This is a genomic window from Bacteroides sp. D55t1_190419_B8, assembly GCF_015558905.1.
GTDB lineage: Bacteria > Bacteroidota > Bacteroidia > Bacteroidales > Bacteroidaceae > Bacteroides > Bacteroides vicugnae.
The window spans coordinates 38,131-52,728 of record NZ_JADMOU010000001.1 but is presented as its reverse complement, the minus strand read 5'-3'; the positions used below and the strand labels follow the sequence as shown (position 1 = coordinate 52,728).

Genomic DNA, 14,598 nt, shown 5'->3' with positions numbered 1-14,598 from the left:
GAATATGAAAAAGACAATTTATACTGCAATAGCAACTCTCTTGTTCCTCATTTCGTCTTGTACGCTGGAGCAGGAAGTATATAATAAAATTAATCCGGGAATGTTTCCCCAAAATGCTGAAGACGTAAATGCTTTGGTCAATTCGAGTGCTTATTATGTGTTCTCTCCGTGGGGGATCTTTGAAGTAGCGGCAGGCTATGTGACGACTTCGGAAATGGTAACCGATTATGTGGAAAACACTTGGGGATGGACTACCGTATACAATTCGTATGAAGCTAATGACTGGCATATCGACGGTGACTATCGTCGTGTGTATGACTATTCCCAGTATTTGGCTTCCATGACTTTGACAATGGATCGCATCAAGGACGTGAATATGGATGAAACCTTGAAAGCTCGCTATATGGCGGAATTGAAATGCGGACGTGGTTTCCTGGCTTTCCTGATGTATGATATGTACGGTCCGATACCTATCGCTGATCTGGAGACTTTGCAAAAACCGGAAGCGGAGATTGTTATTCCACGTTTGTCGGAAGAAGCCATGCGTGAATACATTGTTTCCAACTTGAAAGATGCAGCTAATGTGTTGCCTTATGAGTATGAAGATACAAATTACGGACGTTTCACCAAAGGATTGGCCAATACATTATTGCTGAAATTCTACATGATGACTAAGCAATGGGATGAGGCGGAGAAAATAGGACGTGAATTGACAAAACCGGAATATGGTTATAAATTGGTAGACGATTATAACTCTCTGTTCTCTTTATCTGGTGAAAAGAATTCGGAAGTCATATTCTCATGTGTGGCCGAGGCCGGTGTGATGGAACAGAAATGGTTCGCTCACGTACTGACTTCAGACTATCCTCTTCCAGCCGGAATGTCGGTAACTGCCTGGGGAGGGTATAAAATTTCCTGGCCTGCATACGAATCGTATGATCCAAAAGACAAGAGACGCGAAAGAATTATTGGTGAATATACAGGTACGGAGGGCGTACACCATAGCCGGGCGCTTGACCGTGACGGTGGTACGACAGGTATACTTTTCTACGGTGCAATTCCGGTGAAATATAAAATTGAGGGTGTAATAGGAGAGAAGTGCGAAATAGATATGCCCATCTATCGTTATGCGGATGTATTGACTTTACTTTCGGAAGCTATCGTTCGCAATGGAAACAGTATCACTCAAGAGGCGATTGGCCTGTTGAATCAGGTGCGGGTTACTCATGGTGGATTGAAAGCTTATCAACTGAGTGATTTCTCATCAGTAGAAGATTTTCTGGATAAACTGTTGGAAGAACGTGGACATGAATTCTATTTTGAAGGAGTGCGCCGTCAGGATTTGATCCGCCATGGAAAATTTATTGAAGCAGCACTTGCCAAAGCAAGATTTGCCGGACAACCGACAGGTAAAATAGAAACGAAAGTGGATGGACAATATAAATATGAGAAATTCCCGTTGCCTACTCATCTGATAACTGAAGGACAAGGCATTATAATTCAAAATCCCGGTTACTAAAAAATAGATAGCATTATGAAACATTTATTATATAGTCTATTAGGAATATTGTTGCTTGCCGGATGTAAGGAAGACAAGTACAATGTGATCATTCCGATGTCGGATATTTACTTGAGCACGCCTCAAGATGGAGCGATCATTGATTTGAATGATTTATCGATTGAGAAATATAGTTTCTCTTGGGAGAAGCCTCTGGAAAATGGAGCAAAGCTGCTTATTTGTGCTGACAGGAAATTCAAAGAACCGGTGATAATTGATGCAGGAAAATCGACTTCTGTTACGATATCTGCATTGACTGCCGATCAGAGTTTTTCTCAATTGGGAATTAAAGCGGGACAGGAAGCAATACTGTATTGGACGGTCAAAGAAACAGGTAATATAACCGCAGCAGCTTCGGAAGCACGCACCATTCGGGTGAAACGTATGACTAGCAAATTAGTGCAGCCGGAAGATTTGACTAAGATTTCCTTGGCTGAAAATGCCCCGGAGACTGCTGTGCAATTTGAATGGAATACCCAGGAATGGCCTGAATCCACCTCGTACTCGCTTTGTTTCTCACTGGATCCCGAAATGATACAGACGGTTGCCGAACAGAGTGTGGGAGTTGTGAATGGTAAAGCATCATTGACTCATGAAGAACTTCAGGCACTGCTCGATAAACTTTCCATCAAACGTTGGACTTCCAATTCTGTGTATTGGAATGTGAAGACTGATGATGGGCAATGGGTATCGCGTTCTTCCGGAGTATTGAATATGACAGAAATGATGCGCTTCGTCGATGTTCGTGGAGATGAAAAGATTACTTACCGTGTTGTTCGTATATTTTATAGTGATAAAACGTCATTGGTTTGGTTGGCGGATAACCTGCGTGCGACTAAATATGCTGATGGTACAGATATTGAAGCGAATAATTTCAAAAATACACCTGCGTCGCTCGGAGAAGGTAGAGTGAAAGCCTATGGAGTGCATTATCATTACGATATTCGTGATAAGATAGCACCTAAGGGATGGCGTTTGCCGACCATACAGGAATATAAGAATTTGTTTGCGGAAGCCGGAACTGCCGAAGGTCAATGGAATGTATTGAAAGATCCTGAATATTATGAATCAGTAAAAGGGCAGGCGCATTTGAACGACTGGAAATTCAATTTGTGTGCTTCCGGTCAATGGAGCGGTGATGCAATCACTAATCATACCGGACCGTATTCTTATCTGTTGGTCACTGATGATATGTCTCATCAATGTATTCTTCATGATGGAGGAGCAACATTGTGGAGTCCTTGGACAACCGGTGCTCCTGCACGTTTTATCTACAATGAAAATTAATCGGGTGAAAATTAAAAGTATATCAATCATGTTAATCAATATAAAGAAAACTATGACCATATTATCTACCTTATTATTAGGTATTATGTGTAGCTTTTGTTCTGATACAATAGATGTATATGCGGGACAATATGGAGAAGAAGACGGAACGAGTGAACCGGAAACTCCGGAGGTAACAGGAAATATTGTACCGATCGAGTCGCTTAGGAATCCCGATAGGGGATTCCACTTGGAATGTAATTTGCTTGCCGACCAAATGAAAAGTCCATATAATGATTATGAGGTTTATGGCAATGATTTGTATACGAAGAAAGTAGAGCAATTTGATGCAAAGGACGATAACCTGACTCTTGTGCAGCAATATATCTACTTAACTAACTGGGTGAGTAAGGATCTGGATGCTGAAGCTCTGTCAAATATCCGCAAGATATTCGAATTGATGAAAGCGCAGGGATATAAAGCCATTCTTCGTTTTGCATACAATCACGCCGGACTGAATACTTCCGGTGGCGAATCCAAACAATGGATTCTCCGGCACATCGAACAACTGACTCCTCTGTTGAATGAATACATTGGACAAATTGCTACCATGCAGGTGGGGTTTATCGGTGCTTGGGGAGAGTGGCATACTTCTCCGTTGATGAATGACCAGAGTGCGAAGAATGCAATCGTCAGTGCTTTATTGAGAGCCTTACCTTCACCTTATTGTGTAGAAATGCGTTATCCGAATCATAAGAAAGCGTTGACACTGGAACAGGAAGGATCTCGTGGACGCATCGGATATGCGAATGATTATTTTACAGCCGGCGAACATCCGCTTGCACCGGGCAATGACTTTGTTCCTAATACGGATGACTACAAGCAGATAACGGAAGAGGTGAAAGCGAACAATTTCTATATGAGCGGTGAGATCCCTTATAATGAGGATACAGAATGGGGATTGGCAGCGTTGATTAGTCCGATAAAATCATTGCGTATTTTGCGCGAACACCGTTACTCGGCATTTGATGTGACACAAAACTTTGATTTGAATATCATGAGTTGGAAACGGGTAAAAGTAAATCCCGCTTTATTAAATGATAATCATATTCTGTTCGATGAGAGTTACTTCAAAGATGAGGAGGGCAATGATGTTGTTCGTTCATTCTATGATTTTGTCCGCGACCATTTGGGCTATCGTCTGAATCTCCAAAGTGAATCGAAAGTAGAAGCAAAAGGTGGAAATCTGGAATATGATCTGACGATTACGAATACCGGTTTTGCTACGGTGATTAATCCGAAAGAGGTATATCTCGTACTGGTTTCCGAAAGCGGTCAGGTAGTGAAAGAATTTAAACTGGATGTGGATCCTAAGACTTGGATTCCGTCTACTGATCAGGAACCGAATCAGGCTGCGAAATACACTATCAAAGGAAGTGTGGAAGCCGGTGTGAGCGGGACTTATAAAGTAGGAATCTGGATGCCGGAAAAAGTAGCCGATTGGAAATACAATTCGGTATATGCCATTAAGTTTGCTCAAACAGAAAATGTGACTCATTGGTATGATGATGCAAAAAAATACGCTGTAAACCTGTTCGGAACAGTTACATTCTAAAAATAAATTGATGAATACTTCCGACCGTATGGAATGGATTTCATGTTGCGGTCGGAGTATTCGGAATTCACATCTTATTTGAATGAAGATGAACAAAAATCATAAAACCGTACTTGTTATACTTAACATCATAGTATCATTTCTAATTTCATCCTGTTCCTCCCCCAAGGAACAGGTTAGAATAGGAAATGGTACTTTTACTATCGAGGGAAAGGATATCCAGTTGATTTGTGGAGAAATGCACTATCCCCGCATTCCGCACGAGTATTGGCGTGACCGCCTGAAGAGAGCGCGTGCGATGGGTCTGAATACAGTGTCTGCCTACGTCTTTTGGAACTTCCATGAACGTCAGCCGGGAGAATTTGACTTTAGCGGACAGGCTGATATTGCAGAATTTATCCGTACGGCACAGGAAGAGGGACTGTATGTGATTCTTCGTCCCGGTCCGTATGTATGTGCAGAATGGGATTTCGGAGGTTACCCGTCGTGGCTGCTGAAAGAAAAGGATCTGACTTATCGTAGTAAAGATCCGCGTTTCCTGTCCTATTGTGAACGATATATCAAAGAACTAGGCAAACAACTGTCTCCTTTGACCATCAATAATGGAGGTAATATTATTATGGTGCAGGTGGAGAATGAATATGGATCGTATGCAGCGGATAAAGAGTATCTTGCCGCTATCCGCGATATGATTAAAGAAGCAGGATTCAATGTTCCGCTATTTACCTGTGACGGTGGTGGACAGGTGGAAGCCGGACATGTTGAGGGCGCACTGCCTACATTGAACGGAGTGTTTGGTGAAGATATATTCAAAGTGGTAGATAAGTACCAAAAGGGCGGTCCCTATTTTGTAGCGGAGTTTTATCCGGCCTGGTTTGACGAGTGGGGCAGACGACATTCTTCTGTTGCTTATGAACGTCCTGCCGAACAGCTGGACTGGATGTTGAGCCACGGTGTTTCTGTCAGCATGTATATGTTTCATGGAGGTACAAACTTTGAGTATACCAATGGAGCCAATACCGGAGGCGGTTATCAGCCCCAGCCCACAAGCTATGATTATGACGCTCCCTTGGGTGAATGGGGAAATTGTTATCCCAAATATCATGCATTCAGGGAAGTGATTCAGAAATACCTGCCTGCGGGAACAGTATTGCCGGAAGTTCCGGCAGATAATCCGACTACCACTTTTGCAACAGTCGAATTAAAGGAAAGTGCTCCATTAAGGACTGCATTTCATCAGACTACCCAGTCGGAAAATGTACTGTCGATGGAAGATTTGGGGGTTGATTTCGGATATATTCATTATCAGACAACACTCCCCAAAGCGGGAAAACAGAAACTTGTCATACAGGATTTGCGTGACTATGCTGTGATCCTGATAGATGGTAAGCAAGTAACCAGTCTGGATCGTCGTTACAATCAGAACAGTATGACCTTGGATGTGCCGAAGACACCTGCCACACTGGAGATTCTGGTAGAAAATACCGGACGCGTCAACTACGGCCCCGATATACTGTTTAACCGGAAAGGTATCACCAGCCAAGTTTTGTGGGGAAATGAAAAGTTGACCGGATGGTCTATTACTCCATTGCCTCTGTATAAAGAAAAAGTTTCGGAAATGGAGTTTGGCGAAACCATCAAAGGCGTTCCCGCTTTCCATAAAGGAACGTTTACAGTAGAGAAGAAAGGTGACTGCTTTGTGGATATGAGTCAATGGGGCAAAGGTGCTGTCTGGGTAAATGGCAAATCTCTGGGACGTTTCTGGAATATCGGCCCTCAACAAACACTCTATCTGCCCGCTCCATGGCTGAAAGAGGGAGAAAACGAAATTGTAGTGTTTGAAATGGAAGATACGGGTAAGCGTGTTTTGCAAGGATTGAATCAACCCATTCTGGATAGTCTGGGTATTGATAAGAATTATCAGAAAGGCCAGCGTCGTGCAGTGGCAGGCACTCCGATTCTGGAAGACGGTGATCTTGCATTAAAAACTACTTTGCAGGAGACTAATGAGTGGCAGTCATTCGATTTACCGGTTGCGACTACTCTCCGCCATTTCTGTATAGAGACTCTGTCTTCCTACACAGAGGATAATCAGGCCTGCATTTCGGAAGTGGAACTGATAGATGATAAGGGACAGCCGATTGACAAAACTAAATGGGAAGTCGTTTATGTAAGCAGCGAACAAGCTGATAAGAACTTGGGAATAGCGGAAAACCTGTTTGATGGAGATATCTCTTCTTTTTGGCATACGGATGCGGCTATGGAACCTAATCATCCTCACCGGGTTATTATAGATCTGAAAGAAATTTATAAGGTTTCGGCTTTTCGCGTGAAAGTTCGTAAAGGTTCATTCTTGTCAGGAAAGGTGAAAGATATAAATGTATATGGCCGTCCACAATTCTTCTTATTTCATTGAATAAAACGTAGTAAATAGATATAAAATGCGACTCTTAATTATTATATTTGATAAATTGTAAATAAAGCTATGTATACACGTCTTTTATTCATTCTATTATTGGGGGCTACATGGATATGTAGCTGCCAAACCGAACAGTCGCCTGTCAATGCATTGGCAGATCGTGTGACGGAGGGTACTTCGAAAGATCGTATTCTTTTTCGGATGATTGCTGATGAAAACAATCCGTTAAGAGATTATTTTGAAATATCTTCTGAAGAGGGTAAAGTGCTGATAACCGGAAACTCTGATTTGTCTCTGGCTATGGGGTTGAACTGGTATCTGAAATATGTAGCCGGTATTCATCTTTCCTGGAATAATCTTTCGCAGAAGTTACCGGAAATACTACCGCTTCCACAGGAAAAGATACGTAAGGAAACATCCATGCAGGACAGATATTATCTGAACTATTGTACCTATTCTTATTCCATGGCTTTCTGGGATTGGGAGCGTTGGGAAAAAGAAATAGACTGGATGGCAATGCATGGCATCAATATGCCTTTGAGCATCACCGGAATGGAGGTGGTCTGGTACAATTTGCTGAAACGTTTGGGATACACAACAGAAGAAGTCAATGAATTTATTTCCGGTCCGGCCTTTATGGCTTGGTGGCAAATGAATAATCTCGAGGGTTGGGGCGGACCGAACCCCGATAGCTGGTATCAGCAACAAGAAGCGCTTCAGAAGAAGATCGTAGCCCGCATGCGGGAGTTGGGTATTGAACCCGTATTCCCCGGATATGCTGGAATGGTTCCCCGTAACATTGGTGAAAAGCTAGGTTATCAGATCGCTGATCCCGGTAAATGGTGCGGTTTCCCCCGTCCGGCTTTCCTTTCTACGGAAGATGAACATTTCGATTCTTTTGCCGCTATGTATTATGAGGAATTGGAGAGACTTTATGGAAAAGCCAACTATTACAGTATGGACCCATTCCATGAGGGAGGCAACACGGAAGGAGTCGACTTGGCGAAAACGGGTGCTTCCATTATGGCAGCCATGAAGAAAGCCAATCCGAAGGCTGTTTGGATCATTCAAGCCTGGCAGGCAAATCCTCGGGAAGAAATGATTGCTTCTCTTAATCAGGGAGATTTGCTCGTTTTAGATTTATATAGCGAGAAACGTCCCCAATGGGGAGATCCGGACTCCATGTGGTATCGGGAAAAAGGCTTTGGCAAACACGACTGGCTCTATTGTATGTTGCTGAATTTTGGAGGTAATGTCGGCTTGCACGGCCGGATGAATCAGTTGGTGAACGGTTATTATGATGCTTGTGCACACACTAACGGGAAAACGTTGCATGGAGTAGGAGCAACCCCGGAGGGCATAGAGAATAATCCGGTGATGTTCGAACTACTTTACGAACTTCCTTGGCGTGAAGAACGCTTTTCTTCCGATGAATGGTTGCAGACTTACTTGAAAGCTCGTTATGGCAGAGAAGTTTCACCGGAAATAATGGAGGCTTGGCGTGCATTGGAACACACCGTTTACAATGCTCCGAAAGATTATCAGGGTGAAGGAACCATTGAGTCTTTGTTATGTGCCCGTCCGGGTTTCCATCTGGATAGAACTTCCACTTGGGGATATTCCAAACTATTTTATGCTCCGGATTCTACAGCAAAGGCAGCCCGGCTATTTACTTCCGTTGCCGACCAGTATAAAGGAAACAATAATTTTGAATATGACTTGGTAGACATCGTACGTCAGAGTAATGCCGATAAAGGAAATGTGTTACTTGAAGAAATATCACATAGCTATGACCGAAAGGACAAAGAGAATTTCCGCAGACAAACACAGCAATTCCTGGACTTGATATTGGCACAGGATCATTTGTTATCTACCCGGAAAGAATTTTCCGTTTCCTCTTGGTTGAATGCAGCTCGTTCTTTGGGAACTACAGAAGAAGAAAAGCGATTGTACGAATGGAATGCTTCCGCATTAATCACAGTCTGGGGAGATAGCATTGCTGCCAATCAAGGCGGACTACATGATTATTCGCATCGGGAATGGAGCGGACTCTTGAAAGACTTGTATTATCAGCGTTGGAAAGCCTTCTTTGAGCAGAAACAGGCGGAGCTGGACGGGAAGCCTGCAGGACAGGAAATAAACTTCTATGGGATGGAGAAAGCCTGGGCAGAGAAGAGTAAGGCACAGACATTGAAGAACTAAATAATTGAATAGAAATGCAAATGTTATAGCCGGGTATGAAATATGTCCGGCTATAACATTTGCATTAGAACTTTTTATAAGGAATCTCAAGTTTCATTGCTGAAAGGTAGATATATAAAATTATCGGAAGCAATAAAGGATATATCCTGATTGCTTCCGATTATCTTTTTATATGGATCTTGAAGATCTCTATTTAAAAAAGAACGGTATCTTATTTCTCCAACAATTCCTCTTTATTTTTCCAACAAATCCTTTAAGAAGTCATCCAACTCCTTATCCAACCCTTTCAGCAATTCATCATTCACCAGTATGGTATCATCGTCAATCAACAACAATTCTGCTACGGTTTCTTTCTCTTCATCTACCAAGACGAAAGAATAAGGTTTCAGAATAGTCACTTTGTCGAAATCTCCGGCATCCTTCATTCTGCAAAGAATGTTGCGAAGAGAAGGTTCCACGTTTTCAAGGAAATCATCCCCTTCATAAGTAGCCCATTCTTCGATCATGATGTTTGCCAGTTCTTCATCATCATCGTTGTAAATATTAAGTTGTCCCGATGCCTGATCCGGTTGGAGATGGATATCGGTTACGACTGTTTGTTCACAGCTACATGCATATTTAGCGACTACCTTTTGGATAGCCGATTCGATAATAGATAATGATTGTTTGCTCAATTTCATGGGTTCCTTCTTTTTATAAGTTCAAAGGTATAAAAAAAATAAGATTTGATACACAATTTCCTTAAAAATCATCATTAAATCGGCTCATTTGCAATTTTAACTTGGGTAATTGAGCATTTCTCTCCTTTAATTCAGCTAAATACAAGGTAGTAAGATAATAATTCGGCACGTCATCAATGGTAGCTTGAGGACTATCTGTGATGTTCTTTTTATCTATTTTCTTGGCTAGTTGTTGGGCCTTTTCTGCCCATTCTTCCGCTTTAGCCAAACTATCTTTCATTTCGTAGTAAACAGCGATGTTGAGAGCTGCCCGCATTTTTTTCTTTTGGTTCTTGGTTCCTTCGAAAACCTGACGCCAAAGTTCGTATGCGTCGTCCCATGAATTTTCGCGTACATAAATGGCAGCGTCACGCATGGGAACCGAACCGCCAGTGTAAAGATACCGTGTTCCTTTTTTCCAAATAGGGACAATATATTTCACCGGAACCGTTCCTGCGAATGCTGCCGCTTCTTCCAGCATCTGCTTGTCGGGAATCATGCGAGTGGCAGCTTCTATGGCTGTAACTCCAAAATCCTCCCAAAAAATGCTATCAGTAGGATGGAGCGTAGTCATCGGCCTGCTACGTTCGGGAAGATAAACTTTCACCGTGGGATAAACTTTCACGTCTACCGCTCCTTGAAAGCAGTTGAACTCATCCAGATAACGGACCGTCTTTGTTGCTTTGAGTTGCAGGTTTTCCAGTGCAATAATAAAGTCCACTCCCAGGTTAGAAGCCAGTTGACGCACTTCCTCCTGGCTCAATGTACTTTCGCGGGCCAGTTTATCATTGGCACGTAAGGCAGAATCACAGATAACCACCTCATCGAAGTAGTTCTGCTGTGCAATTTCTTCTGCCAGTGATTCAGTGGCCGTCTTAGGATCTCCATTGGCATAAGCCGTTGCACGACTTATCAATGGTGTACCTTCTTTCATTTTTTCAGTCTCTGTTATCAGTTTATTATCCGGGGCGTCGCTGGTGTTATTCACAATAGCTACTTTCCGGAGTTGCGGAGGAAAGCTCAAGTCGGCAGGTTGCAGATAATCAATGGGGATCTGTTCCAGACTCTGACAGCTACCCAGAGTCAGCAGGAATAAAACGATGAAAGCCAGTGAATAAGATTTTGCCATAGTTTTGTTCTATTTAGTAATTTGAACAAAAGTACAACTTTGGAAGAATAAAAGAAAGTCTCAAACAGTTTTTAACCGTTTGAGACTTTCTTTTATAAGTTGAATATAGAGAGACTATGCCATAAAGCACATTACCCTACAATTTCCAACCTTTAATTTATAATTTTTAATTATTAATTAATCAAAGGTTCTTTCCGTGGCAGTTTTTATACTTTTTGCCGCTTCCGCATGGACAAGGATCGTTACGACCTACTGTCTTCTCTGCACGAATCGGTTCACGTTTCTGCTGTTCACGAGTATCCTGACTTGCAGCAGCCTGCTGGTTCGGATCACTCAAATCTTCTTTGTTTTCGCGATACTTGCTCATATCCTGGCGTTGTTCAGGAGCAGCCTGACGCACTTCTACACGGCGTGCAGCTGATTCATCCGGAGCTTCCTGTACAGGAATTTGTCCGCGCATCAAGATAGATATAGTCTGGTTGTTGATCTTGTTCACCATAGCGTCAAATAAAGTCACGGATTCCAGTTTATAGATCAATAGCGGGTCTTTCTGTTCGTAGCTTGCATTCTGTACGGAATGTTTCAGTTCGTCCAGTTCGCGCAAGTTTTCTTTCCATGCTTCGTCGATTACGTGGAGCAAGATTGATTTCTCGAACGATTTCACCACTTCTTTAGATTCCGATTCGTAAGCCGCTTTCAGGTTACAAGAGATATTGTACATCCGTTTACCGTCTGTGATAGGAATCAGGATGTTTTCGTACATGTGTCCCTGATTTTCATATACCTGTTTGATAACCGGATTAGCGATCTGTGCCAGACGTTCAGTTTTGCGTTTGAAATTCTCCATAGCAATATTGAAAGTCTTTTCGGCCAACTTATCTTTCTTCTCGTTACGGAATTCTTCTTCAGTGAACGGAGTTTCCATGGCCAATGTCTGGAGCAATTCCATCTGGCAACCTTCATAATCGTTGTTCTCGATAGCGTTGGCGCAACGGTCCCAAATCATGTTCACGATATCCATACCGATACGTTCACCCATCAAAGCGTGACGACGTTTCGTATAAACCACCGTACGTTGCTTGTTCATTACGTCGTCATATTCCAACAGACGTTTACGAATACCGAAGTTGTTTTCTTCCACTTTCTTCTGTGCGCGTTCGATGGAGTTGGAAATCATCTTGTGTTCGATCATTTCGCCTTCTTGGAAACCGAGCTTGTCCATTACACTGGCAATGCGGTCGGAAGAGAACAGACGCATCAGGTCGTCTTCCAATGACACGAAGAATACAGAAGAACCCGGGTCGCCCTGACGTCCTGCACGACCACGCAACTGGCGGTCTACACGACGGGATTCGTGACGTTCCGTACCGATGATTGCCAAACCGCCCGCTGCTTTTACTTCCGGACTTAGTTTGATGTCGGTACCACGACCTGCCATATTGGTAGCAATGGTTACCGTGCCGCTCAAACCGGCAGTAGCAACGATGTCTGCTTCTTTCTGGTGCAGCTTAGCATTCAATACCTTGTGCTCAATCTTACGCATGGTAAGCATTTTGCTCAACATTTCGGAGATTTCTACCGAAGTAGTACCCACCAGTACCGGACGTCCTGCTTGAACCAATTTTTCGATTTCCTCAATAACAGCTTTATACTTTTCGCGCTTCGTCTTGTAAACGCGGTCGTTCATATCCTTACGGGAGATCGGACGGTTGGTCGGGATAACGACTACGTCCAATTTATAGATGTCCCAAAGTTCGCCTGCTTCCGTTTCAGCAGTACCGGTCATACCGGATAGTTTGTGATACATACGGAAGTAGTTCTGCAAAGTAATGGTAGCGAAGGTCTGTGTAGCAGCTTCCACTTTCACACGTTCCTTGGCTTCGATAGCCTGGTGCAATCCGTCAGAGTAACGACGACCTTCCATAATACGACCGGTCTGCTCGTCTACAATCTTCACCTGACCGTCGATTACTACGTATTCATCGTCTTTTTCGAACATTGTGTAAGCCTTCAACAGCTGATTGATGGTGTGTACACGTTCCGATTTGATGGCATAGTTAGTCAACAACTCATCCTTCTTTTCAAGCAGTTGCTCGTTGGTCAGATTCATGTTTTCCAGTTCCGAAAGCTGTCCGGCGATATCCGGAAGAACGAATAAAGTCGGATCTTCAGAGTTACCGGTAATCAGGTCTACCCCCTTATCTGTCAGGTCTACGCTATTCAACTTTTCGTCGATCACGAAGTACAGTGGATCAGTCACTTCATGCATACGCTTGTTGTTCTGTTCCATGTAGATCTCTTCCGTCTTGAGCATGCCTGCCTTGATTCCCTGTTCACTAAGGAACTTAATCAACGGTTTGTTTTTCGGCAATGCTTTGTGACTGCGGTATAGAGCGAGGAATCCTTCTTCCACCTCTTTCTTATCGTTGGATGCGATCAGTTTTTTTGCTTCGGAAAGATATTTGGTAGCCAGTACCTTTTGTGCTTCTACCAGACGTTCCACTAGTGGACGGAGTTGCTCGAACAACTGGTCATCGCCTTTAGGTACAGGACCGGAGATAATCAACGGAGTACGTGCGTCGTCAATCAATACCGAGTCAACCTCATCGACGATGGCATAGTTGTGCTGACGTTGTACAAGGTCTTTCGGGCTGATAGCCATGTTGTCACGCAGGTAGTCGAAACCGAATTCGTTGTTTGTACCGAAAGTGATATCAGCCAGATATGCCTGACGACGTGCGTCGGAGTTCGGCTGATGGCGGTCGATACAATCTACGCTCAAACCGTGGAACATATAAAGAGGACCCATCCATTCGGAGTCACGTTTGGCGAGGTAATCATTCACGGTAACTACGTGTACACCGTTTCCGGTCAATGCGTTGAGGAATACCGGGAGCGTGGCTACCAGTGTTTTACCTTCACCAGTTGCCATTTCCGCAATCTTACCTTTGTGCAGAACGACACCACCGAAGAGCTGTACGTCATAGTGAACCATATTCCATACAGTATCATTACCACCGGCTACCCAGTGATTCTGATAGATGGCCTTGTCACCTTCGATACGTACGAAATCTTTCGTGGCAGCCAGTTGACGGTCGAAGTCCGTAGCAGTTACAACGATTTCTTCATTTTCAGTAAAACGTTTGGCAGTAGCCTTTACGATAGAAAAAGCAACAGGTAGTACTTCGTCCAGTGCTTTTTCATATTTTTCCAGAATTTCTTTTTCTGTCTTATCGATTTGTGCGAAGACTTCTTCGCGGTCTTCCAGTTCGAGAGTTTCAATGCTTGCCTTCAACTCTTCCACTTTCGCACGTTCAGCGGTAGCCGATTCATGGATATATTTTTTGAGTTCTTCCGTTTTGGCACGGAGGGCGTCGTTGTCTAGTTTTTCAATCTCCGGGTAAGCAGCTTTGATCTTTTCCACCCAGGGTTTGATTTCTTTCATGTCTCGTGTGGATTTGTTTCCGAAAATCGAGCTTAAAAATTCATTAAATCCCATGTTATATTATTTAGTTTATTATTTATTTCAATTTCAACGCGGATTAACGCAGATTTACGCAGGTTAAAGGAAAGATTAAATTGGATTTTTTTTAATCCGCATAAATCTGCGTTAATCCGCGTTGGGGAATCTTTATATCAAGAAACCTCCGCAAAGTTACATTAAAATGCTGATTTATTTATGTTTTGCTC

Annotated in this window: 8 protein-coding genes; 5 read left to right on the top strand and 3 right to left on the bottom strand. The window is 43.1% G+C overall.

The features are described from left to right. Positions 1–4: 4 nt before the first annotated feature. The 5 genes from I2I13_RS00200 (at position 5) to I2I13_RS00180 (ending at position 9,060) form a co-directional block, all read left to right on the top strand. Positions 5–1,519 carry a RagB/SusD family nutrient uptake outer membrane protein gene (locus I2I13_RS00200; protein WP_195648422.1) on the top strand — a complete coding sequence of 505 codons (1,515 nt, stop codon included), beginning with the start codon at positions 5–7 and terminating at the stop codon, positions 1,517–1,519. A gap of 15 nt (positions 1,520–1,534) precedes the next feature. Next, positions 1,535–2,845: a SusE domain-containing protein gene (locus I2I13_RS00195; RefSeq protein ID WP_074637620.1), complete on the top strand. Its 1,311-nt coding sequence runs from the start codon at positions 1,535–1,537 to the stop codon at positions 2,843–2,845. Between the two features lie 28 nt (positions 2,846–2,873). Continuing rightward, positions 2,874–4,439, top strand: coding sequence for a DUF4874 domain-containing protein (locus I2I13_RS00190; protein WP_195648421.1), 1,566 nt, complete (start codon positions 2,874–2,876; stop codon positions 4,437–4,439). 88 nt (positions 4,440–4,527) lie between these two features. Next, entirely contained in the window at positions 4,528–6,855 is a 2,328-nt protein-coding gene (locus I2I13_RS00185; RefSeq protein ID WP_195648659.1) for a beta-galactosidase, read from the top strand. A 69-nt stretch (positions 6,856–6,924) separates the two neighbouring features. Then, positions 6,925–9,060 (top strand): alpha-N-acetylglucosaminidase, encoded by a 2,136-nt coding sequence (locus tag I2I13_RS00180; protein WP_195648420.1) that lies wholly within the window; start codon positions 6,925–6,927, stop codon positions 9,058–9,060. A 233-nt stretch (positions 9,061–9,293) separates the two neighbouring features. Here I2I13_RS00180 and I2I13_RS00175 read toward each other — a convergent pair whose 3' ends face one another. The 3 genes from I2I13_RS00175 to secA all read right to left on the bottom strand — a co-directional run bounded on the left by I2I13_RS00175 (position 9,294) and on the right by secA (position 14,407). Next, positions 9,294–9,740: a hypothetical protein gene (locus I2I13_RS00175; protein ID WP_195648419.1), complete on the bottom strand. Its 447-nt coding sequence runs from the start codon at positions 9,738–9,740 to the stop codon at positions 9,294–9,296. A gap of 61 nt (positions 9,741–9,801) precedes the next feature. Beyond that, a complete protein-coding gene (locus tag I2I13_RS00170; RefSeq protein ID WP_195648418.1) occupies positions 9,802–10,908 on the bottom strand; it encodes a DUF6340 family protein in 1,107 nt (368 codons plus the stop codon). 181 nt (positions 10,909–11,089) lie between these two features. After that, entirely contained in the window at positions 11,090–14,407 is a 3,318-nt protein-coding gene (gene secA / locus I2I13_RS00165) for a preprotein translocase subunit SecA (RefSeq protein WP_148364397.1), read from the bottom strand. Positions 14,408–14,598 lie beyond the last annotated feature (191 nt).

What these genes read in the sequence shown, in the direction of transcription:
- I2I13_RS00200 (WP_195648422.1), top strand. Translation starts at nt 5, where the DNA reads ATGAAAAAGACAATTTATACTGCAATAGCAACTCTCTTGTTCCTCATT.
- I2I13_RS00170 (WP_195648418.1), bottom strand. Translation starts at nt 10,908, where the DNA reads ATGGCAAAATCTTATTCACTGGCTTTCATCGTTTTATTCCTGCTGACT.
- I2I13_RS00175 (WP_195648419.1), bottom strand. Translation starts at nt 9,740, where the DNA reads ATGAAATTGAGCAAACAATCATTATCTATTATCGAATCGGCTATCCAA.
- I2I13_RS00195 (WP_074637620.1), top strand. Translation starts at nt 1,535, where the DNA reads ATGAAACATTTATTATATAGTCTATTAGGAATATTGTTGCTTGCCGGA.
- I2I13_RS00185 (WP_195648659.1), top strand. Translation starts at nt 4,528, where the DNA reads ATGAACAAAAATCATAAAACCGTACTTGTTATACTTAACATCATAGTA.
- secA (WP_148364397.1), bottom strand. Translation starts at nt 14,407, where the DNA reads ATGGGATTTAATGAATTTTTAAGCTCGATTTTCGGAAACAAATCCACA.
- I2I13_RS00180 (WP_195648420.1), top strand. Translation starts at nt 6,925, where the DNA reads ATGTATACACGTCTTTTATTCATTCTATTATTGGGGGCTACATGGATA.
- I2I13_RS00190 (WP_195648421.1), top strand. Translation starts at nt 2,874, where the DNA reads ATGTTAATCAATATAAAGAAAACTATGACCATATTATCTACCTTATTA.